We start from the raw sequence: 20,408 nt of genomic DNA, 5'->3' as shown, positions 1-20,408 counted from the left end.
GCGGATGCTGCTCGAAGTGCGTGATCTCCAGGTGGAGTTCAGGACGCGGGACGGGATCGCCAAGGCGGTCAACGGGGTGAGCTACGCGGTGGACGAGGGGGAGACCCTCGCGGTGCTCGGGGAGTCCGGGTCCGGGAAGTCCGTCACCGCGCAGGCGGTCATGGGGATCCTCGACATGCCGCCCGGGCGGATCACCGGCGGCGAGATCCTCTTCCAGGGCCGCGACCTGCTGAAGCTGAAGGAGGACGAACGGCGCAAGGTCCGCGGCGCCGAGATGGCGATGATCTTCCAGGACGCGCTGTCCTCCCTGAACCCCGTGCTCTCCGTCGGCGACCAGCTCGGCGAGATGTTCGTGGTGCACCGGGGCATGTCCCGCAAGGACGCGCGGACGAAGGCCGTGGAGCTGATGGACCACGTCCGCATCCCGGCCGCGCGGGAACGGGTCAAGGACTACCCGCACCAGTTCTCCGGCGGGATGCGCCAGCGCATCATGATCGCCATGGCGCTGGCCCTGGAACCGGCCCTCATCATCGCCGACGAGCCCACCACCGCCCTCGACGTCACCGTCCAGGCCCAGGTCATGGACCTGCTCGCGGAACTCCAGCGCGAGTACCACATGGGGCTCGTCCTCATCACCCACGACCTCGGCGTGGTCGCCGACGTCGCCGACCGCATCGCGGTGATGTACGCGGGCCGGATCGTCGAGTCGGCCCCCGTCCACGACATCTACAAGGCCCCGGCCCACCCGTACACCCGCGGTCTGCTCGACTCCATCCCCCGCCTCGACCAGAAGGGCCAGGAGCTCTACGCCATCAAGGGCCTGCCGCCCAACCTGTTGAACATCCCGCCCGGCTGCGCCTTCAACCCGCGCTGCCCGATGGCCCAGGACGTCTGCCGGACGGACGTACCGCCCCTGTACGAGGTGTCCGACGACCGCAGGAGCGCCTGCCACTTCTGGAGGGAGTGCCTGCATGACGACTGAGCCGATCCTGGAGGTGACCGGGCTGGTCAAGCACTACCCCTTGACCCAGGGCATCCTCTTCAAGAAGCAGGTCGGGTCGGTGAAGGCCGTCGACGGCGTCGACTTCACGCTCGGCCGCGGCGAGACCCTCGGCATCGTGGGCGAGTCCGGCTGCGGCAAGTCCACGGTCGCCAAGATGCTGGTCAACCTGGAGCGGCCGACGGAAGGGCGGATCCGCTACAAGGGCGAGGACATCACCCAGCTGTCGGGCAAGGCCCTGCGAACCGTGCGCCGCAACATCCAGATGGTCTTCCAGGACCCGTACACCTCCCTCAACCCCCGGATGACGGTCGGCGACATCATCGGCGAGCCCTACGAGATCCACCCCGAGGTGGCCCCCAAGGGCGACCGGCGGAGGCGGGTCCAGGAGCTGCTGGACGTCGTCGGGCTCAACCCCGAGTACGTCAACCGCTACCCGCACCAGTTCTCCGGCGGCCAGCGCCAGCGCATCGGCATCGCCCGCGGCCTCGCCCTGCGCCCCGAGGTGATCGTCGCCGACGAACCGGTGTCGGCGCTGGACGTCTCCGTCCAGGCCCAGGTCATCAACCTCCTCGACCGGCTCCAGGCCGAGTTCGAACTGTCGTACCTCTTCATCGCGCACGACCTGTCGATCGTCCGCCACATCTCGGACCGGGTCGGGGTGATGTACCTCGGACGGATCGTCGAGATCGGCCGGGACGCCGAGATCTACGACCATCCCACCCACCCCTACACCCAGGCGCTGCTCTCCGCGGTACCGGTGCCGGACCCGGAGGCGCGCGAGCACCGGGAGCGGATCATCCTCGCCGGTGACGTCCCGTCCCCGACGAACATCCCCTCCGGCTGCCGCTTCCGCACCCGGTGCTGGAAGGCCCAGGAGCGGTGCGCGGTGGAGGTGCCGCTGCTCGCGGTCCCGGAGGTGTTCCGGCATGTGAGCGGGCCGGCGGCGCACGACTCGGCATGTCACTTCGCGGAGGAGAAGCGGGTGGTCCCGCCGGACGATCACCCGGAAGGGCGGGAATAACGGCACAAACGCGCAGCAAATGCGTTAACACGCAGGCAACTTGACCGACCCGATTCCGATATACGGACGCGTCAGGGTGTACAGCGTACGGCCGTGCGGGTGCCGTAAACGGGCCGGGGCGCGCCATGTCGCCCCGGCCCGTTGCCTGCCCCCGTCACTGCCGGGCGAGCCCCAGCGACCGCTTCAGGAAGTCCACCTGGAGCAGCAGCAGGTTCTCCGCGACCTGCTCCTGCGGGGTCATGTGCGTGACGCCGGACAGCGGCAGCACCTCGTGCGGCCGGCCGGCGGAGAGCAGCGCGGACGACAGCCGCAGCGCGTGCGCGACCACCACGTTGTCGTCGGCCAGGCCGTGCACGATCATCAGCGGCCGGTGCGGCTCGGCGGGTGCGGAGAGCCCCTCGTCGGTGACGAGCGAACTCCTCGCGTACGCCTCCGGATGGGCCGCCGGGTCGCCGAGGTAGCGCTCGGTGTAGTGGGTGTCGTACAGCCGCCAGTCGGTCACCGGGGCGCCCGCGATGCCCGCGTGGAAGACGTCGGGGCGGCGCAGCACCGCGAGGCCGGCCAGCCAGCCGCCGTAGGACCAGCCGCGGATCGCCACCCGGGTCAGGTCCAGCGGGTAGGTCTTCGCGAGGTCCTGGAGCGCCTCGATCTGGTCGTCCAGGCTGACCGTGAAGTCCTGGTGGATCGCCTTCTCCCAGGCGGGGGAGCGGCCCGGGGTGCCCCGCCCGTCGGCGACCACCACCGCGAAGCCCTGGTCGGCGAACCACTGCGAGGTGAGGTGCGCGTTGTGCGCGGCGAGCACCCGGGGGCCGTGGGGGCCGCCGTAGGGGTCGAGCAGGACGGGCAGCAGGGGCTGTGCGGGCTGCGAGGCGTCACCGGGGTAGTCCGTAGGCATAAGCACGGCGCACGGGATCCGCCGTGCGCCCCCCTCGACGAGCGATACGCGCGGGGACAGACCGGGATCTTCCGCGTACGACCGGACAGTCGCCGCCGTCCCCCAGCCTCCGGCCGGGGGGACCCCCATCTCCCTGCGGTCGCCGTCCCGCAGGACCCGCGCCACGCTCCCCGGCCGGTCCGGCACCGAGGACACCAGCACGGTCACGCCCCCGGCGCGCACCGCCGCGTGCACGCCGGGTTCCTGGGAGATGCGCTCGACCCCCAGTTCGTTGACCCGGTAGACGTGCACCTCGCCGATTTCCGGGCGTTCCGCGTCCTGGCCGGCCGAGGCCGCGACCAGCACGTCGTCCGCCGTGACGTCCAGCACCGCCCGCACGTGCAACTGGGCTCCGGTCAGCGGCCGTTCGCCCACCGCGAGGACCCGGGCACCCCCCTCGTCGGCGATCCGCACCAGCTGTCCCGAGGGGCTCCAGCACGGCACCCCAGGGAAAAGATCCAGCCAAATCGGATCTTCGTCGGCGTGCACCATCCGGGTCGCCCCGGTGTCGGTGTCCACGGCCAGGAACAGCTGGCTTCGCTGATCGCGCGCCTGGACGAGCAGCAGCGGTGCCCCCGCCCCTGACCAGTGCACTCGCGCCAGATACGGGTAGCGCGCCCGGTCCCAGACGACCTCCGTGCGCACCCCGTCCAGGCCGAACACGAACAGCCGGACCTCCGCGTTGGCCGTCCCGGCAGCCGGATACGGCACGTGTTGTGGGTCACGTTTCGGCTGGGCCGGATCGGAGATCCACCACCGCTCCACCGGCGTGTCGTCCACGCGCGCGACGAGCAGCCGGTCCGACTCCGGAGCCCACCAGAAACCCCGCGAACGGTCCATCTCCTCGGCCGCGATGAACTCGGCCAATCCATAGGAAACCGACTCCGACTCGGGCTCCGCCACCGCCCGGTCGTCCTCGCCCTCGGCACCAACGACCCGCAGCGCACCCCCCGCGACATACGCGACGAGCCGCCCGTCGGGGGACGGACGGGGGTCGATCACCGGCCCCGGAACGGTCAGTCCACGCGCCGTCCCGGCCCGCAGCTCGGCCGTGAAAAGCCGCCCTGACAAGGCGAAAGACGCCAGCTCCACGGCCTCGTCGGTGGCGTACCCGACGATCCCCGCACCCCCCTCGCGGCTGCGTTCGCGGCGCGCCCGCTCCTCGGGCGAGAGGTCCTCCGAGGCGCCGCCCAGGAGGGCGCGCGGGTCGGCGGCCAGGCGCTCGGTGCCGTCCACGGGGTCGAGCACCCAGAGGGAGTTGGCACGGTCCGTGCCGGAGCCGGAGCGCAGGAACGCGACCCGGGAGCCGTCGGGAGCCACCGTGAACGAACGCGGCGCGCCGAGCGTGAAACGCTGGGTGCGCGCGTGCCGGCGGGGGAAGGAGTCGGACTCGGTCGTCATCCCCCGACCATATTGGCCATGCGCCCCCTTGTGCGGCCGTGCGCCGAGAGATGCGCACGCACTCATAGTTATGATCACTAGCGCTGTGTGGGTATGAACCTGCTGGCAGTTGTATGGATTTACAAGTTCCCTCGCTCTGTTTTCCCCCACGTTCCCGGGTTCTTGGAGGTGAGCCGCCGTGGCACTCTCGATTTCGGCGGTGGTGCTGCTGGCGATCATCGTCTTCTTGTTGATCAAGAAGTCAGGCCTGAAGGGCGGTCACGCGGTTGTCTGCATCCTGTTCGGCTTCTACCTCGCGTCCTCGACGATCGCGCCGACGATCAGCGACCTGACGACCAGCGTGGCGAGCATGATCGGCAGCATCAAGTTCTGACGCGTGCCGTCGCGGGGGCTCCGGTGGGTGGTTGACCGGGGCTCACCCCTCGCCGCCATAATCCGCGCCTTCCCCGCATCCGGATCCGTAAGCTTGACGGAGCTGGGACAAGTGCACGGCGGGAGCGGGGGCGCGTGAACGGACACAACGCTGACGATCGGCTGCGCGAGCTGGCGAAGGCCTCGCCCAACTTCGGGCGTCTCCAGGGGTAAGCCCCTTCTCGCCGTCTCGCCATCTCGCCACCGGCGGCGGGTGTGCTCAAGGAGCACGCGGTGGCTGTGTGGCGCCGGGAGGAGCCCTTCGCGTTCCGCTACGTCGGCACGGCTGCGGAAACGTACTTCCTGAACCGGGTCGACCCCGAGGCCCGCTCCCGAGGTTTCTTGTTCCATCGCCCCTAGATCGGACTCATTCATCTAGACCGTCGCCGCGTGGATGAAGCGGGCCGATGAGGAACCGGACGCGCCCCCTTCCGTGCGGCCCTCCGTGCGAGCCAGCCGCTGCTGGAGACCCACGGTCTGCGCATGGCACAGGTCGATGCCATCACGGGCCTGGAGGACTCTCTGGCGGCCGATCGGCCGCGTGCCCTCATCCAGGGGCCGCGGGCGCCGGAAAGACGTTCACGGGCCGACGCACCGGAGGCCGAGGTCGAGTAGACCGTCAGCCCTCGGACGCGTACGGCACGAAGTCGGCCCAGGCCTTTGGCGAGAGCTGGAGGCGGGGGCCGGCGGTGTGCTTGGAGTCGCGGACGTGGATGGTGCCGGGGGTGGTGGCGACTTCGACGCAGTCGCTCGGGTTGCTGGTGTCGCTGTAGCTGCTCTTGAACCACACCAGGTCCTGCATCATGTCTCTCCCAGTAGTTGTTTGATGAAGGCCACTGACTCCCGTGCGGCCAGGGCCTCGGCCCGGATGATGCCATAGCGGAGTTCGAGGATCCGGAGCTGCCTCGGGTCGTGGACAGGGCGGCCGTTGAACTCGTCGTCCATGCGCCGGACAGCCGTGCCGTCCCCGAACTTCAGCACCTGGATCCGTCCTCCCGTCCCAGGGTGGTCCCAGCGGTCCATCGGCATCACCTGAATTTCGACGTTCCGCAACTGTGCCACCTCCAGCAGGTGTTCGAGCTGCCCTCGCCACACCATCTTGCCGCCGACCGGCCGCCTGAGCGTCATCTCTTCCAGCACGAAGCTGAGTTCAGGACCGGGTGAGCGGTCGAAGACCGTTTTTCGGGCCATGCGTGCCGCCACCGCCTGCTCCAGTTGCTCCTCCGGAGGGACTGGTCGTCGTGTCCCCAGCAACGCCCACGCGTACTCCTGTGTCTGGAGCAGACCGTGCAGGGCATGGCTGCCGTACGAAAGCAACTCGACCGCCTTCGCTTCCAGGTCGGCCAGGTCCCGCACCTTCTTCGGATACCGGACCTTCTCCACGTCCTCCTTCATCGCCGAGAGCAACCCACCCGCCCCCAACACCTCGTCCGCCCGGTCCAGATACTCGGGCCGGGGGATCCGCTTCCCACTCTCGATCTTGTAGACCATGTCCTCCCCGTATCCCACGGCCTCACCGAACTCGGCCGCCCGCATCCCCACCGCCTCCCGCCGCAGCTTCAACTGCCGTCCCACGGTGGTGACGACCGCGATACCCCAGTCGTCGTCCGGGTCCACCTCCCACCCCGGCTCGTCCGCCTCGCCCGTGCTGAGCCGTCCCGCGACACTGTCCACACTCACTCCGCGCCCTCCCGTCGTACGACTTGGCAACGACGCCCCACCCGTTCGCAGCGCGTCGACCGGCCCGGGCAGCGCTGGACAAAGCCTGGACGGTCACCATGCGTGGTCGCGTCGTTACTTTCACGGTAAGCAGGCGTCGATACTCTGCGTGACGTAATCCACGAAACCGGCGCCGATGAAGGTTTCTGACGCATCTGGCTCCTTCCTGCATGGCCGAGCCCGTACGCACCGTTGAACACCCCTGTTGGGCCGCCTCGGAAGATGGTCACGAGCGGATGACGAGATGCCGGTCTTCTGGGGTCGGTGAGACGGGGGCTGAGCGGTGCTTACACGTGGCGACATGATCGCGAGTGGTGCCCGATGAGGAACGGTGTCCGTGTGCCACCGGAACCCGCCTTCTCGTGTTCCGGTGCGAGGGGCGGTCTTCTTTCCCAAGGACTACGACGGTGAAAGAACCCGACCAAGCCCCACCCCTCCCGCCCGTCGCCCAAACTCACTCCCGCGAGTGAATATGCCCAACTCCACTGGATTTGGGCCGGGTTGCCTGCCTTAGTCTCAGCGCGACAGCCGCAGAAATGCGACGGCCCCCGCCGGGACGGCAATCCCAGTGCGAGGGCCTGACCACCGAGGAAGTAGGAGCTTCCCGATGGGTACGCAGAACCCTAGCGTGCCCCCGCGCGCCCAGTCAGGCCATGCCGCCGACAACCACCCGATCCGGCGGCAGACCGCCCGCTCCGGACACGGCGGCCTCACCCACGACAACGCCCGCCACACCACCCGCTTCACGGTGATCGGCAACCACCTCGCCCAGCACGAGGAGCTGTCCCTCCTGGCGATCGGGCTCGGCGTCCACATCCAGTCCCTGCCGAAGGGCGCCCAGGTCGACATCAAGTCCCTCGCCGCCCGCTTCCCCGAGGGCGCGACCCGTATCGCCGCTGCCCTGCGCGAACTGGAGTCCCACGGCTACCTCCGTCGCGAGCGCGAACGCGTCCCCGGCGGCCGTATCGTCACTCGCACGGTCTCCTGCAACCAGCCCGGCCATCACCGCCGTACGGCTGCCGCCGGGCCCGCCCCCGAGGTGCCTGACAGGCCGAAGCGGCGCACTCCCCGCAAGCCCCTCCCCGCCGTCCCGCGCCCCGGGTACGCCGCCCCTGCCCTCCTTCAGGCGGCCACCGACCTCCTCGCCGGTCTCCGCGGCCACGACCCCCGCCTCCTGCTCTCCGCCTGCGACACGGCCCACCTCGCCCCCGGTGTCGCCGCCTGGCTGGAGCGGGACGTCAGCCCCGCCGCCGTACGCCAGGCCCTGACCGCGGACCTCCCGCCCGAGGGTCCGCGCCGCCCCGCCGCCCTTCTGGCGCACCGCCTCGCGGCGCTGCTGCCGCCCCCACCGCCGTTCCGGACCTCTGCCGCCGCCCCGCCGCCGGCCGTCCGGCACCCCGTCCGCAACTGCGACGGATGCGACCGCGGCTTCCGCTCGCCCGAGCCGGGCGGCCGCTGCCGCGACTGCCGGGCGCTGTCGGCGGCGGCTGTCTGAAGACCCGATCAAGAAAAGGTGGCCGTGGACCTCTCCTTCTACAAGTCGTCCATTTCTGAAGAGATCCGTGACGAGGGCCGAGCCCAGGGGGCTGCCGAGGACATCCTGCTTGTCCTCGAGACCCGCGGCCTCGACGTCCCCGACGAGATCCGCGAGCGCGTCACCGGCTGCGACGACCCCGGCCTCCTGCGCCACTGGCTCACCCGTGCCGTCACCGTGCCGTCCGCCGGAGACATCTTCACGGAGCCGGAAGGCGACGCCTGAGCCCAGCGGGAGCCGTCGAGCCCGAAGCCGCCCGGCTCGGCGGTTCCCAGGTCACCGGAGTGGTGCGATCCGGAAACCGAAGGACCGGAATCGGTCACCTTCCTCTGAGCAGCCTCTTCTCGCTGGGCTGACCCCGCGCCGCTCGGGAATCGTGCACGTGGATCGTGACGGAGAGTTCCCCGGAGTTACCCACGGGTGTGCCCGGACCGCAGACACGCCCGACTGTCGTCGAGCACCTGCGCGACAGACTTGGCGTTCTTCCAGGGGGCGCACCTCGCTGAACGAGAAACTCTTCGCAGTCGCTATCTGGAGATCACTCAGCGGCGCAACAAGATCGCCCACGACGCCGACCTGATCGACGGTGATCTCGAGCAGCGCCGTCCCATCGACGAGGCGGCTGTCAATGACGCCATCGACTGGATCGAGCGCATCGCGCTCGCCATCGCCCACGTACTCGACGACGAGGGATGACGGCGAGGCGGGGAGGTGACCGGACGGCGGTCGGCGCCTCGTAGGGTTGGCCCCATGACGGAACTGCCCGCCCGGCGTCTGCTGCTGGTGCACGCGCACCCGGACGACGAGTCGATCAACAACGGCGCGACCATGGCCCGCTACGCGGCCGAGGGTGCCCATGTGACCCTGGTCACCTGCACCCTCGGTGAGCGCGGCGAGGTCATCCCGCCGGAGCTGCGGCACCTGACCGGTGCCGCCCTGGGCGAGCACCGCCTGCGCGAGCTCACCGACGCCATGGCCGTCCTCGGCGTCGGTGACGTCCGGCTGCTCGGCGGCGCCGGCCGCTACGGCGACTCCGGGATGATGGGCATCCCCGACAACGACGACCCCCACTGCTTCTGGCAGGCCGACGTCGACCAGGCCGCCGGGCCGCTGACCGAGGTGATCCTGGAGGTACGGCCCCAGGTCGTCGTGGCGTACGACGACAACGGCGGCTACGGCCACCCCGACCACATCCAGGCCCACCGCGTCGCCCTGCGCGCCGTGGAGCGCGCGGCCGGAGCCGGGTGGACGGTCCCCAAGGTCTACTTCAACCGCGTCCCGCGCTCCGTCGCCGAGGCCGCCTTCGCCCGGCTCCGGGAGGAGCTGCCCGGCCTGCCCTTCACCCGGAGCGCCGACGTCCACGACGTACCCGGTGTGGTGGACGACGAGCTGGTCACCACCGAGATCGACGGCACCGCGTACGCCGCCGCCAAGGCCGCCGCGATGCGCGCGCACGCCACCCAGATCGAGGTCGGCCCCGGCGAGCGTTCCTTCGCCCTCTCCAACGAGCTGGCGCAGCCCCTCTTCACCACCGAGTACTACCAGCTCGTGCACGGGGAACCCGGTGTCGACCCCGCGCGGAACAGGGAGAGCGACCTGTTCGCCGGTCTCGAGGAGGTGGCCTGATGCCGGACCGCGGCTCGATGCTCGCCCAGCCCCTCCAGCGGCCCCCCGCCGGACGGCTCGTCGCCTATGTCGGACTTCTGCTCCTCGGCGCGGTCACCGGCCTTGCCGGGGCGCTCGTCCAGGCCGGCTGGTTCCCCGGCGGACTGCTGCTCGCGCTCCTCGGCGCGGCCGGCCTCTTCCTCGGCGGCGCACGGGCGCTGAACAGCCGGGGCGGGGCCGTCGCGCCCGCCGCCGGCTGGATGGTCGGCGTCGTCGTGCTCACCGCCGGCCGGCCCGAGGGCGACTTCCTCTTCGGCGCGGGAGGCGGCTCCTATCTCTTCCTGCTCGGTGGCATGGCCCTGGCTGTGATCTGCGCCACGCTTGCATGGGGGCGGCAACCGGTCGGCCACGACGTCCGACTTGGCAAGTGACGTACCACTTCGCCGTGGCGTGGCCGTGCGAGTCCGGTGTGGGTTTCCACGACGGCCGTGGGATACGGGCCAGAAGTGGCCAGTATGGTGGTGCGCGCCGCCGAGCCGCCCGTGAGGACGTGGTGCGCGGCGGAGCCAACCTGGAGAACCTGCCTTGAGTCGTGAAACTGACAGTCCGTCCTCCGGGCCCAACGGGCGCGGCGGAGCCGCATACCCGTCGGGTACGCCGCCGTACGGCACCCCCGTGGTGTCCGACGCCGGTGCGGACGCGGGCCGTTCGGCCGCCCAGCCGGAAGAACGCAAGACCGAGACCACGCTGACGACCCGGATCCGGATCAACATTCCCGGTTCGCGGCCCATTCCGCCGGTCGTCGTGCGCAAGCCCGTCGGGGAGACCGAGGGCGCGGGCGACGACGTCGCCGCCGCCGAGCCGCAGGCGCCCGCCGCCGCGGGTTCCGCGTCCGACACCGCCACCTTCGAGGCGCCCGCCGAGCCCGCACCCGCTCCCGGGGAGAAGCCGAGCGACTGGTTCGCGCCCCGTAAGTCCGGCGGCGGCAAGGCCGGTCCGGGCGGCGGCGGCACGAACGGCGCGGGGATGCCGGGCGGTTCGGCCGCCGGCGCCGCGCCGAGCGGCGCCGCGGCTCCCGTTGCCGGTCCCGGCGCCGGCCCGGCCGCTCCCGCGCCCACCGGTGCGCGTCCGGGTGCCGGGCGGCCCGGCGGTGTGGTCGGTTCGATGAGTACGCCGGGCTCCCGTCCCGGCGGCACCAACGGCGCGGGGCTCCCCGGCGGCGCCACCGGCGGTCCGGTCGCCCCCGGGCACGGCGGCGGCACCGGCTCCTTCGACGTCACCGAGGCGCTCGCCGCGGGCCCGCTCGGCAACGGCTCCCGCCCGCCCCAGGGCGGCGCCCCGACCGAGCCCCGCCGCGGCGAACTGCCGTACTTCTCAGACAACGGCCAGGGCGGCCAGGGCGGCCCGGGCGGCCAGAACGGGTTCGCGGGTCCGAACGGCCAGGGCGGGCAGGGCGGCCAGGGTGGCCTCGCCGCCATGAACGGCCAGACCGGTCGGACCGGCCCGGCCGGCCAGATCGACCAGCACGGCTTCGCCGGTCCGGGCGGCCCCGGCGGTCCCGGTGGCTCGTACGACTTCAACGGTCCGGACCGGCCCGGCGGCCCCGGCGGCCGAGGCGGCCCGCAGGGCCCCGCGGGTCCGACCGGCGGCCCGGTGACCGGCGACGGCCCGATCGTGCCCCCGATGGCGCCCGGCATGCCCGGCGCACCCGGTGCCCCCACGGCTCCCGGCGGTCCCCACGGCCGTGGCGGCCCCGCGGGCCCCGGCGGCCCGCGTGCCGCCGCCCCCGGCCCCGGCCCCGGCCCCACCCCCGGTACCGCCCGGCTCCCCGGTGCCGGGATGAGTGACGACACCGCGGTCCTCACCCCGCAGATCCCGGCTCCCGGTCCGGGCGCCGGCGGCTACGGCGGCCGTCCCGTGGACAACGTCTCCGGACACACCGTCACCAGCGGCATCCCCGTCGTGCCCTCCGACGGCCAGGGCGGCCAGGGCGGCCCCGGTGGCCCCGGTGGTCCGGGTGTCTTCCCGCCCGGCGGCCCCGCCACCGGCGGACCGGCGACGCAGACCCCGCCGAGGCGGCCCGAGCCGCCCACGCAGAGCACGTCCACCGGCGACTCCAAGAAGAAAAAGAAGAAGGGCCGCAGCAAGGTCGTCCTGCTCGGCGTCCTGCTGGTCCTCGGCGGCACCGGCGTCTACGGCGCCGGCCTGCTGATGAACCACTCCGACGTGCCCAAGGGCACCACCGTGCTCGGCGTCGACATCGGCGGCAGCACCCGCGACGAGGCCGTCAAGAAGCTCGACGACGCCTTCGACAAGCGGGCCGACCAGGTGCTGAAGCTGTCCGTCGACGGCGACACCGTCACCCTCAAGCCGGACCAGGCGGGCCTCCAGTTCGACATCCAGGCCACCGTCGACGGCGTCGCCAAGAGCGACTACAACCCGGTCTCCGTGATCGGCACGCTCTTCGGCCAGGAGCGGGTGGTCGAGCCGGAGATGCCGGTCGACGAGGAGAAGCTCCAGGCGGCCCTGGAGTCCGCCGCGGGCGGCTCCGGATCGGCCACCGACGGCACGATCAAGTTCCAGGGCGGCAAGGCCGTCGCCGTCTACGGCAAGGCGGGCCAGGGCATCGACGCGGCGAAGGCCGAGGACTCCGTCGTCGAGGCCTACCGCACCCAGGTCGAGACGGGCACCACGACCGCGGTGAAGGTCCCGACCGTCACCAAGCAGCCGACGATCTCCAACGCCGAGGTCGACCGGATGATGAAGGAGTTCGCCGAGCCCGCGATGTCCGACCTCGTCACCGTGCAGACCGACGCGGCGCACAGCATCCAGTTCGGCCCCGTGTCCCTGCCGAAGATCCTCGGCGTCAAGGCCGTCGACGGCAAGCTCGTGGAGACGTACGACCTCAAGGCGCTCCAGGCGGCGTACGGCAGCACCTTCGACGGCGTGCAGGTCGAGGGCGCGAGCGGGAAGCGGGACATCCTGCCGCAGGACGTCGTCTCCGCGCTGCGCCAGGCCCTGCGCGGCAAGACCACGGCGGAGCGCGTCGGGGTCATCGACACCAACCCGAGCTGACACGTCACCGGTGCCGCATGACATCTGTCATGCGGCACCGAGGACGGCCGACACTGCCGTCCGCCCGGCCCCCGGACGACGATGGCTGTCATGACGACGACAGCACCGGCCCCCCGCAGACGCCACACCACTGTCAGGTCGACATCGCTCGACCACCGTCAGTTCAACATCGCGCGCGCGGCCCGAGCCTCCCCCCGCACCCGCTCCGCCGTCGACTCGTCGACGACCTCCACCAGCTCCGCGTACTCCTCCAACTCGACCGCACCGCCCACGAAGTCACCCCGCCGCACCAGCAACTGCCCCTTCTCGTGCCGCAGGCGGGCCGGATGATGCGGCACCAGCAGCGACAACTCGACCGCCCACAGGGCCACATCGGACCGCTCCGGGCGAGCCGCGGCCCACGACCGGATGTTGTTGAGGATCCGCGTCACCACCTCCAGGGGCTCCGCGGGCACCAGCATCGACGGATCCACCCGGGCCGAGCCCGTCGCCCCGGCCACCAGCGCCTCCGCCTCCCCCTCGCCCAGTACCCGGCCCCCGTCGAACGGATCCACCAGCACCTGCCCGTCCGACGGCCCGAGCCCCACCACGAAGTGCCCCGGCAGCGCGACCCCGTACACCGGAGCGCCCGCCCGCCGGGCGACCTCCACCCACACCACCGACAGCAGGATCGGCAGCCCGCGCCGCCGTACCAGCACCCGATGCAGCAGCGAGGACTCCAGGCGCTCAAAGTCCGGGCCCGCGCCGTGGAACCCGTACCGCCCGCCGAGCAGCTCGCGCAGCGCCACCGCCCAGTCCCGCGGCCCGCCCGGCCGGTACGGCATCTCCCCGGCCAGCCGGTCGAGTTCCGCCTGCGCCGCGTCCAGCCCGGCCGGGCCCAGCCGGGGATCCGCCTCCGCGCCCACCAGCAGACACAGCACGGCGAGGTCGGGCCGCTCGGCCCGCGCCTCCTCGGCGAACAGCCGCCGCACCTCACCGGCTTCGAAGCCGCTCACGAAATCGCTCACGAAGCCTCCTGCGGTCCCTGCGGTCCCTGCGGTCCCTGCGGTCCCTGCGGTCCCTGCGGTCCCTGCGGTCCCTGCGGTCCCTGCGGTCCCTGCGGTCCCTGCGGTTCGCGGTAGTGGTGGTACGCGTGGTGCGCCCCGAACCCCATCCGGGTGTACAGGGCGCGCGCCCCCGCGTTGTCCTCCTCGACCTGCAGCCAGGCGGCCGACGCGCCCTCCTCCAGCGCCCGCCCGGCCAGCGCGGCCATCACGGTCGTGGCAAGCCCCCGGCGCCGCTGCGCCGGATCGACCTCGACGGCGGCGAACCCGGCCCACCGCCCGTCCACCACACACCGCCCGATGGCGGCGGGTGCGCCGCCGGACGCGCCGGGGACGGTCGCGAACCACACCGACGGCCCTCTGCCGAGCACCTCCAGGGCCACCTCGCTCACTCCCTTGCGCTGGTACCGGGCCAGCCACGCCGCGTCGGCCTCCCGGGCCAGTACGACCCCGGAGGCCGTGGCCGCGTCGGCCGTGTCGGCGATCGGCGCCAGCGCCCCGATCCACAGCTCCGCGGTCACCTCGCGCACCCATCCACGCCGTTCCAGCTCCGCGCAGAGCAGCTCCTGGGTGCCCTCGGCGCCGGTCGCGGTCTGCACGTACGCGGGCAGACCACGCTCCGCGTACCAGCGTCGTACGACACCCAGCGCCTCGTCGAGAGGGAGGCCCGGGTCGCCGAGCGGCAGCACCGAATTGGCCCGCCGGGTGAACCCGGAGGCGGCCCGCAGCTCCCAGCCGCCGAGCCGCTCGCTCTCCACGGGCCGCCAGGCGCGCGCGCAGACGAGGGAGAGCTCCTCGTACGAGGCGGCGGGCCCCCGGCGGCGGGCCGGGGCGGCCGGTACGGTCTTGCCCGCGACCAGCAAGGACTCGTCAATCCGGACGCTCTCCCCGCTCTTCCGTGTGATCACCAGCACACCGTCGTCCCATGATGTGAGAACACCCACCGTGTCGGTGAATTTCCCCTCCGTGACGCCCGGATCGGTCAAACGCCGCACGGAGACACGTTTGCCCACGTCAGCACTGGTGATTCGGACTTCGAGGCGTCCAGCGGCCGAGATTTCCACGGGTCGGTTCACCCCTCCTGTTCGGATCATGCCCAAGAACGGAGATACTAGGGGCGGGCATCGACGACGCCGCGCTCCCGCGCGCCAGGCGGCGGAGCCTACGGAGGCCCGCCAGCGCCCTATCGAGGAGGAACGACAGCGTGACCTACGTCATCGCGCAGCCTTGTGTAGACGTGAAGGACAAGGCGTGCATCGAGGAGTGCCCGGTCGACTGCATCTACGAGGGCTCCCGGTCCTTGTACATCCACCCGGACGAATGCGTCGACTGTGGCGCCTGTGAACCGGTCTGCCCGGTCGAGGCCATCTTCTACGAGGACGACACTCCGGAGGAGTGGAAGGACTACTACAAGGCGAACGTCGAATTCTTCGACGAGCTCGGTTCTCCGGGCGGCGCCAGCAAGCTGGGCGTGATCGAGCGCGACCACCCGTTCGTCGCCGCGCTGCCGCCGCAGAACCAGTAGGCGACCCGGTACGCAGTCCGCATCCGTGCCGCCTCGGTCCCGTACGGCCCGATCACCCTTGATCGCCGTACGGGACCGAGGCGTTTGCCGTATCAGAAAGTGAGCCAGAGCCCGTGTCCGCAGTCTCCGACCGTCTTCCCACCTTCCCCTGGGACAAGCTGGAGCCGTACAAGAAGACGGCCGCAGCGCATCCGGACGGCATCGTCGACCTCTCCGTCGGCACCCCGGTCGACCCGGTCCCCGAGCTGATCCAGAAGGCCCTGATCGACGCGGCGGACTCCCCGGGCTACCCCACGGTCTGGGGCACCCCGGCCCTGCGCGACGCGATCACCGGCTGGCTGGAGCGCCGGCTGGGCGCCCGTGAGGTCACCCACCGCCACGTCCTGCCGATCGTCGGCTCCAAGGAACTCGTCGCCTGGCTCCCCACCCAGCTGGGCCTCGGCCCGGGCGACCGCGTGGCGTACCCGCGGCTGGCCTACCCGACGTACGAGGTGGGCGCCCGCCTGGCCCGCGCGCAGTACGAGGTCTACGACGACCCGACCGAGCTGGACCCCGAGGGCCTGAAGCTGCTCTGGCTGAACTCCCCGTCCAACCCCACCGGCCGGGTCCTGTCGAAGGCGGAGCTGACGCGGATCGTCGCCTGGGCCCGGGAGCACGGCGTCCTGGTGTTCTCCGACGAGTGCTACCTGGAGCTGGGCTGGGAGGCCGACCCGGTCTCCGTCCTGCACCCGCACGTGAACGGCGGCTCGTACGAGGGCATCGTCTCGGTGCACTCGCTCTCCAAGCGCTCCAACCTGGCGGGCTACCGCGCGGCCTTCCTGGCCGGCGACCCGGCGGTCCTCGCCCCGCTGCTGGAGATCCGCAAGCACGGCGGCATGATGACGTCGGCGCCCACCCAGGCGGCGGTGGTGGCCGCGCTCGGCGACGACGCCCACGTCCACGAGCAGCGTGAGCGCTACGCGGCCCGCCGCACCCTCCTGCGCGAGGCCCTGCTCGCCCACGGCTTCCGCATCGAGCACAGCGAGGCGAGCCTCTACCTCTGGGCCACCCGGGACGAGTCCTGCTGGACCACGGTCGCCCACCTCGCCGACCGAGGCATCCTCGTGGCCCCCGGCGACTTCTACGGCGCGGCGGGCGAGTCCTTCGTCCGCGTGGCCCTCACGGCGACGGACGAACGCGTCCGCGCGGCGGTGCACAGGCTCGCCCTGTAACCACGTAACCACGCGCCACGGCTGCGGCTACCGCCGTGGGGCCGCACAGAGCGACGGGGCCCAGGGGGGAACCCTGGACCCCGTCAGCGGCGGGCCGGCGTCAGCCGATCGGGAGCGTCCCGGCTCCCGGCAGCCCGCCCTTGGTGAGCCCCTCCGTCGGCAGCCCACCCTTCGTGGCCGTCTTGGCGGTGTCCCCGAGGAGGTCCCCGGCGGAGCCCGCCGCCTCCCCGGCCGTCTTCTGTGCCGCAGGCGTCGCCTTCTTCACGGCCTTGCCACCGGTCTTGCCCGCGGCCGGCACCGTCTGCTGGACCGCCTTGCCGCCGGCCTCACCCGCGAGCCCGGTCGCGTTGCGCGTCGCGCCGTCGAGCGTGTTGCCGACGTTCGCGCCGTCCAGGGCGGTCAGCCCGGCGAGGTTCGGGGTGGCGGGCAGGGTGGAGGGGGCCGCACTGGCGGAGCCGGCCGCACCGACCCCGGCGGCCGCTCCCGCAGCGACAAGCAGCGCGGCACGGGCGATCCGGCGGGTCAGGGGGAGGGACATGATGCTCCTTCGACGGGAGAGAACAGAGAACGGAGATCAGAAACTGTCTGTCCGGGCCCGGACGCAGTGACTACCGCTCGAAGCCCACGAAGGTTGCGGACGTCCGACGTAAAGAGTTGGCAATGTGTCGCATTATCGGCTGTGGATAAAAACGGGCAAAAAGCGCCCGGTGTGAAAGTCCGTCAAACCCTCGGATCCCTTTGGCCCCAAGGGTTTCGCCGGACACGAGGGTGACGGCGCGAAAACCTGAGCACACCGCCATCCGGGCCCCCGCGCACTACCCGCCAGGGTGAACCCCCGCACCCCTGTCCGCGTCCGCCTACCGCACTACCGCGCGGTGACGATCCGCACGCTCCCGGCACCGCCGCCCGCCCCCGCGGTGCCCGCGGCCTCCGTGCTGGGCGACGTCGCCGCCCGCCACTGGCTGTCGGTGTTCCCGGCGGTCCACACCCGGCCCGCGTACGACACGTTCTGGATCCGCAGCGCCGAGGCGTTGGCCACCGCCCAGTGCGCCAGCTGCCACCCGCGCTCCCGGACACTGCGCCCGTCGGCGGTGGTGTCCTCGGTGACGGGCAGTATCACCGTCCGCCCGACCGTCACCGCGTCCGGCCCGACCGTCGCGTCCGCCCCGTCGGTCCCCTCCGCCCCGTTCTCCGTGGCCGTCGAGGACGTCGAGGACGACCCGTCGGCGTCCGCCTCCCGTGCCGCGTCCCGCCCGAAGTCCCGCAGCAGCGCCGCGCGCACCCCGTCCGGGCCGCTGGTCGCCGCGGCGTCCGGGGTGCCGTCGCAGGTCAGCGTGGCCGCCGAGGACCCGGTGAGCGCGGCCGCCAGCAGCGTCGCGTCCGGCTCGTGCTTGGCGTACGCCTCCGGGTAACCGCTGCGCTGCACGCGCTGCGCGGCGACGGTCAGGGGGAGTTCGGTGTAGTCGGGCACCTTGGCGAGGTGCTCGTAGAAGATGTTCGCCGCGTACGCCGGGTCCGTGACCTGTTTCTCGGTGCCCCAGCCCTGCGAGGGCCGCTGCTGGAACAGGCCGAGCGAGTCCCGGTCGCCGTGGGCGAGGTTGCGCAGCGCCGACTCTTGGAGGGCCGTCGCCAGCGCGATGGTCACCGCCCGCTCGGGCATGCCCCGGTTGGTGCCGACGGCCGTGATCGTGGCCGCGTTCACCGCCTGCTCCGGCGTGAACTCGTACGTCGTCCCGTCGGCCTTTCCAGAAACGACTCTGCAATCGGGATCACCCGGGCCACCGGTGACGTACTGGACCACCACATAACCGGCGACCGCGGACAGGACCACACAGGCCGCCGTGGAACGGAACAGGCGGCCACGGCGCTTCGAGGAGGGGGACGGCTCTGGCACGCGTACAAGGTACTGGACGGTAGTGAGACGCGGGAGACGTGTGTGCGACGGAGGAAAAAGCGAGGGCGGACATCCGGCGCGTTAGGGTCGACGCCATGGCCGACACCCCGCTTGACCTCACTCTGGACGCCGCCGCGCTCACCGCCCAGCTCGTGGACTTCCCCTCGGAGAGCGGCACCGAGAAGCCCCTCGCGGACGCGATCGAGACCGCCCTGCGCGCGCTGCCCCACCTGACGGTGCACCGGTACGGCAACAACGTGATCGCCCGCACCGAGCTGGGCCGCCCGCAGCGCGTGATCCTCGCCGGGCACATCGACACGGTCCCGATCGCCGGCAACGTCCCCTCGCGCCTCGACGAGGACGGGGTCCTGTGGGGCTGCGGCACCTGCGACATGAAGTCCGGCGTGGCGGTCCAGCTCCGCATCGCGGCCACCGTCCCCGACCCCAACCGGGACCTGACCTTCATCTTCTACGACAACGAAGAGGTCGCCGCCGACCTCAACGGACTCAAGCACGTCGCCGAGGCCCACCCGGAGTGGCTCCAGGGGGACTTCGCGGTGCTGCTCGAACCCTCCGACGGCCAGGTCGAGGGCGGCTGCCAGGGCACGCTCAGGGTGCTGCTGAGGACCAAGGGCGAGCGGGCCCACTCCGCGCGCGGCTGGATGGGGTCGAACGCGATCCACGCGGCGGCGCCGATCCTGGCGCGCCTCGCCGAGTACCAGCCGCGCTACCCCGTGATCGACGGCCTGGAGTACCGCGAGGGCCTCAACGCGGTGGGCATCCGCGGCGGGGTCGCCGGCAACGTCATCCCCGACGAGTGCGTGGTCACCGTCAACTTCCGCTACGCGCCGGACCGGAGCGAGGAGGAGGCGATCGCCCACGTACGGGAGGTGTTCGCCGACTGCGGGGTGGTGGAGTTCGTGGTGGACGACCACAGCGGCGGCGCCCTCCCCGGCCTCTCCCACCCGGCCGCGGCCGCCTTCATCGAGGCGGTGGGCGGCACCCCGCAGCCCAAGTACGGCTGGACGGACGTCAGCCGCTTCTCCGCGCTGGGCGTCCCCGCCGTCAACTACGGCCCCGGCAACCCGCACTTGGCGCACAAGCGGGACGAGCGGGTCGACACGGCGAAGATCCTGGCCGGCGAGGAGCGTCTGCGCGCCTGGCTCACCGGCTGAACCTGCGCGCTTCGCACCGGACACGCCGACGTCCCCCCTCCGTAACCCGCGTAGATCTACGCTGAGGTGGAACAACCGCAAGCGGAGGGAGTCCACATGGCTACCGGCAACCCCGAGGGCAAGAAGCAGCCACCGGAGGAACAGCGCCTGGGACCGGTCCTCCGGAGGCGGAGTCAGGTCACGGCGAGCACCACCGACCAGCGGCTGCTGGACGCGGGCGGCCCCTCCGACTGGGTCCACACCGACCCCTGGCGGGTCCTGCGCATCCAGTCGGAGTTCATCGAAGGCTTCGGCACCCTCGCCGAACTCCCCCCGGCGATCAGCGTGTTCGGCTCCGCCCGTACGCCCATCGACTCCCCGGAGTACGAGGCGGGCGTACGGCTGGGCAGCGCTCTCGTCGACGCGGGCTGGGCGGTCATCACGGGCGGCGGCCCGGGTGCGATGGAGGCGGCCAACAAGGGCGCCTGCGAGGCGGGCGGCATCTCGGTCGGCCTGGGCATCGAACTGCCCTTCGAGCAGGGGCTCAACCCCTACGTCGACATCGGCCTGAACTTCCGCTACTTCTTCGTCCGCAAGATGATGTTCGTGAAGTACGCCCAGGGCTTCGTCGTCCTGCCCGGCGGCCTCGGCACCCTGGACGAACTCTTCGAGGCCCTCACCCTCGTCCAGACCCAGAAGGTCACCCGCTTCCCGATCGTCCTCTTCGGCACGGAGTACTGGGGCGGCCTCATCGACTGGCTCAGGAACACGCTCATCGCCCAGGGCAAGGCGACGGAGAAGGACCTCCTGCTCTTCCACGTGACGGACGACGTGGACGAGGCGGTCGCACTGGTCTCGAAGGAGGCGGGCCGCTAGCG

At 71.8% G+C, this 20,408-nt stretch carries 20 protein-coding genes; 13 read left to right on the top strand and 7 right to left on the bottom strand.

The features are described 5' to 3' along the window. Positions 1 to 4: 4 nt before the first annotated feature. Together ACZ6D7_RS10820 and ACZ6D7_RS10815 are read left to right on the top strand one after the other, a co-directional pair. Positions 5 to 982, top strand: coding sequence for an ABC transporter ATP-binding protein (locus ACZ6D7_RS10820; RefSeq protein WP_469486931.1), 978 nt, complete (start codon positions 5 to 7; stop codon positions 980 to 982). Beyond that, complete coding sequence (locus tag ACZ6D7_RS10815) at positions 972 to 2,024, top strand: ABC transporter ATP-binding protein (protein WP_469486927.1); 1,053 nt, start codon at positions 972 to 974, stop codon at positions 2,022 to 2,024. Before ACZ6D7_RS10820 ends, ACZ6D7_RS10815 begins: the two co-directional genes overlap by 11 nt. Before the next feature lie 154 nt (positions 2,025 to 2,178). Here ACZ6D7_RS10815 and ACZ6D7_RS10810 read toward each other — a convergent pair whose 3' ends face one another. Beyond that, positions 2,179 to 4,359: a S9 family peptidase gene (locus tag ACZ6D7_RS10810; RefSeq protein WP_469486922.1), complete on the bottom strand. Its 2,181-nt coding sequence runs from the start codon at positions 4,357 to 4,359 to the stop codon at positions 2,179 to 2,181. 178 nt (positions 4,360 to 4,537) lie between these two features. Between ACZ6D7_RS10810 and ACZ6D7_RS10805 the strand changes: the two genes are divergently transcribed. Next, complete coding sequence (locus ACZ6D7_RS10805; protein ID WP_469486919.1) at positions 4,538 to 4,732, top strand: hypothetical protein; 195 nt, start codon at positions 4,538 to 4,540, stop codon at positions 4,730 to 4,732. A gap of 657 nt (positions 4,733 to 5,389) precedes the next feature. On the opposite strand, the gene ACZ6D7_RS10800 is transcribed toward ACZ6D7_RS10805, so the two are convergent. Together ACZ6D7_RS10800 and ACZ6D7_RS10795 are read right to left on the bottom strand one after the other, a co-directional pair. Continuing rightward, complete coding sequence (locus tag ACZ6D7_RS10800; RefSeq protein WP_469486916.1) at positions 5,390 to 5,575, bottom strand: DUF397 domain-containing protein; 186 nt, start codon at positions 5,573 to 5,575, stop codon at positions 5,390 to 5,392. Then, positions 5,572 to 6,450 carry a helix-turn-helix domain-containing protein gene (locus tag ACZ6D7_RS10795; RefSeq protein ID WP_469486914.1) on the bottom strand — a complete coding sequence of 293 codons (879 nt, stop codon included), beginning with the start codon at positions 6,448 to 6,450 and terminating at the stop codon, positions 5,572 to 5,574. Before ACZ6D7_RS10795 ends, ACZ6D7_RS10800 begins: the two co-directional genes overlap by 4 nt. A 646-nt stretch (positions 6,451 to 7,096) precedes the next feature. On the opposite strand from ACZ6D7_RS10795, the gene ACZ6D7_RS10790 reads away from it, so the two are divergent. The 6 genes from ACZ6D7_RS10790 (at position 7,097) to ACZ6D7_RS10765 (ending at position 12,703) form a co-directional block, all read left to right on the top strand. Then, positions 7,097 to 7,984 (top strand): helix-turn-helix domain-containing protein, encoded by an 888-nt coding sequence (locus tag ACZ6D7_RS10790; protein WP_469486910.1) that lies wholly within the window; start codon positions 7,097 to 7,099, stop codon positions 7,982 to 7,984. 18 nt (positions 7,985 to 8,002) lie between these two features. Next, positions 8,003 to 8,248 (top strand): hypothetical protein, encoded by a 246-nt coding sequence (locus tag ACZ6D7_RS10785; RefSeq protein ID WP_469486908.1) that lies wholly within the window; start codon positions 8,003 to 8,005, stop codon positions 8,246 to 8,248. A gap of 249 nt (positions 8,249 to 8,497) precedes the next feature. Beyond that, positions 8,498 to 8,719 (top strand): hypothetical protein, encoded by a 222-nt coding sequence (locus tag ACZ6D7_RS10780; protein WP_469486905.1) that lies wholly within the window; start codon positions 8,498 to 8,500, stop codon positions 8,717 to 8,719. A gap of 54 nt (positions 8,720 to 8,773) precedes the next feature. Further along, positions 8,774 to 9,649, top strand: coding sequence for an N-acetyl-1-D-myo-inositol-2-amino-2-deoxy-alpha-D-glucopyranoside deacetylase (mshB, locus tag ACZ6D7_RS10775; RefSeq protein ID WP_469486900.1), 876 nt, complete (start codon positions 8,774 to 8,776; stop codon positions 9,647 to 9,649). Next, on the top strand, positions 9,649 to 10,059 hold the full coding sequence (locus ACZ6D7_RS10770) for a DUF6113 family protein (RefSeq protein ID WP_469486897.1): 411 nt from the start codon (positions 9,649 to 9,651) through the stop codon (positions 10,057 to 10,059). Before mshB ends, ACZ6D7_RS10770 begins: the two co-directional genes overlap by 1 nt. Positions 10,060 to 10,213: 154 nt before the next feature. Further along, positions 10,214 to 12,703, top strand: coding sequence for a peptidoglycan binding domain-containing protein (locus ACZ6D7_RS10765; RefSeq protein WP_469486894.1), 2,490 nt, complete (start codon positions 10,214 to 10,216; stop codon positions 12,701 to 12,703). Positions 12,704 to 12,861: 158 nt separating this feature from the next. On the opposite strand, the gene ACZ6D7_RS10760 is transcribed toward ACZ6D7_RS10765, so the two are convergent. Continuing rightward, positions 12,862 to 13,710 (bottom strand): transglutaminase family protein, encoded by an 849-nt coding sequence (locus tag ACZ6D7_RS10760; protein ID WP_469486890.1) that lies wholly within the window; start codon positions 13,708 to 13,710, stop codon positions 12,862 to 12,864. After that, a complete protein-coding gene (locus tag ACZ6D7_RS10755) occupies positions 13,707 to 14,810 on the bottom strand; it encodes a GNAT family N-acetyltransferase (RefSeq protein WP_469487936.1) in 1,104 nt (367 codons plus the stop codon). The genes ACZ6D7_RS10760 and ACZ6D7_RS10755 overlap by 4 nt, the downstream gene beginning before the upstream one ends. Before the next feature lie 140 nt (positions 14,811 to 14,950). Between ACZ6D7_RS10755 and fdxA the strand changes: the two genes are divergently transcribed. Next, the gene (gene fdxA / locus ACZ6D7_RS10750; RefSeq protein WP_189708151.1) at positions 14,951 to 15,271 is read left to right on the top strand and encodes a ferredoxin; all 321 of its coding nucleotides are present in this window, start codon (positions 14,951 to 14,953) and stop codon (positions 15,269 to 15,271) included. Positions 15,272 to 15,384: 113 nt separating this feature from the next. Further along, positions 15,385 to 16,482 (top strand): bifunctional succinyldiaminopimelate transaminase/glutamate-prephenate aminotransferase, encoded by a 1,098-nt coding sequence (locus ACZ6D7_RS10745; protein WP_469486887.1) that lies wholly within the window; start codon positions 15,385 to 15,387, stop codon positions 16,480 to 16,482. A 100-nt stretch (positions 16,483 to 16,582) separates the two neighbouring features. Here ACZ6D7_RS10745 and ACZ6D7_RS10740 read toward each other — a convergent pair whose 3' ends face one another. Beyond that, complete coding sequence (locus tag ACZ6D7_RS10740) at positions 16,583 to 17,020, bottom strand: ATP-binding protein (RefSeq protein ID WP_469486885.1); 438 nt, start codon at positions 17,018 to 17,020, stop codon at positions 16,583 to 16,585. Positions 17,021 to 17,347: 327 nt separating this feature from the next. Beyond that, positions 17,348 to 18,376 carry a VldE C-terminal domain-containing protein gene (locus ACZ6D7_RS10735; protein ID WP_469486881.1) on the bottom strand — a complete coding sequence of 343 codons (1,029 nt, stop codon included), beginning with the start codon at positions 18,374 to 18,376 and terminating at the stop codon, positions 17,348 to 17,350. 95 nt (positions 18,377 to 18,471) lie between these two features. Between ACZ6D7_RS10735 and dapE the strand changes: the two genes are divergently transcribed. Both dapE and ACZ6D7_RS10725 read left to right on the top strand, forming a co-directional pair. Beyond that, positions 18,472 to 19,551, top strand: a complete 1,080-nt coding sequence (gene dapE, locus ACZ6D7_RS10730; protein ID WP_469486877.1) for a succinyl-diaminopimelate desuccinylase — start codon at positions 18,472 to 18,474, stop codon at positions 19,549 to 19,551. Positions 19,552 to 19,647: 96 nt separating this feature from the next. Further along, positions 19,648 to 20,406, top strand: a complete 759-nt coding sequence (locus ACZ6D7_RS10725) for an LOG family protein (protein WP_469486872.1) — start codon at positions 19,648 to 19,650, stop codon at positions 20,404 to 20,406. Positions 20,407 to 20,408: the final 2 nt, after the last annotated feature.

This window comes from Streptomyces sp. NPDC041784, from assembly GCF_055591025.1.
Note: the sequence above shows the minus strand (reverse complement) of the source record. Positions and strands in the feature narration are given on the sequence as shown.

Bases quoted from the DNA above. Each gene is read 5' to 3' on its own strand.
- dapE (WP_469486877.1), top strand. From the start codon at position 18,472: ATGGCCGACACCCCGCTTGACCTCACTCTGGACGCCGCCGCGCTCACC.
- ACZ6D7_RS10790 (WP_469486910.1), top strand. From the start codon at position 7,097: ATGGGTACGCAGAACCCTAGCGTGCCCCCGCGCGCCCAGTCAGGCCAT.
- ACZ6D7_RS10810 (WP_469486922.1), bottom strand. From the start codon at position 4,359: ATGACGACCGAGTCCGACTCCTTCCCCCGCCGGCACGCGCGCACCCAG.
- ACZ6D7_RS10815 (WP_469486927.1), top strand. From the start codon at position 972: ATGACGACTGAGCCGATCCTGGAGGTGACCGGGCTGGTCAAGCACTAC.
- mshB (WP_469486900.1), top strand. From the start codon at position 8,774: ATGACGGAACTGCCCGCCCGGCGTCTGCTGCTGGTGCACGCGCACCCG.
- ACZ6D7_RS10800 (WP_469486916.1), bottom strand. From the start codon at position 5,575: ATGATGCAGGACCTGGTGTGGTTCAAGAGCAGCTACAGCGACACCAGC.
- ACZ6D7_RS10770 (WP_469486897.1), top strand. From the start codon at position 9,649: ATGCCGGACCGCGGCTCGATGCTCGCCCAGCCCCTCCAGCGGCCCCCC.
- ACZ6D7_RS10740 (WP_469486885.1), bottom strand. From the start codon at position 17,020: ATGTCCCTCCCCCTGACCCGCCGGATCGCCCGTGCCGCGCTGCTTGTC.
- ACZ6D7_RS10820 (WP_469486931.1), top strand. From the start codon at position 5: ATGCTGCTCGAAGTGCGTGATCTCCAGGTGGAGTTCAGGACGCGGGAC.
- ACZ6D7_RS10725 (WP_469486872.1), top strand. From the start codon at position 19,648: ATGGCTACCGGCAACCCCGAGGGCAAGAAGCAGCCACCGGAGGAACAG.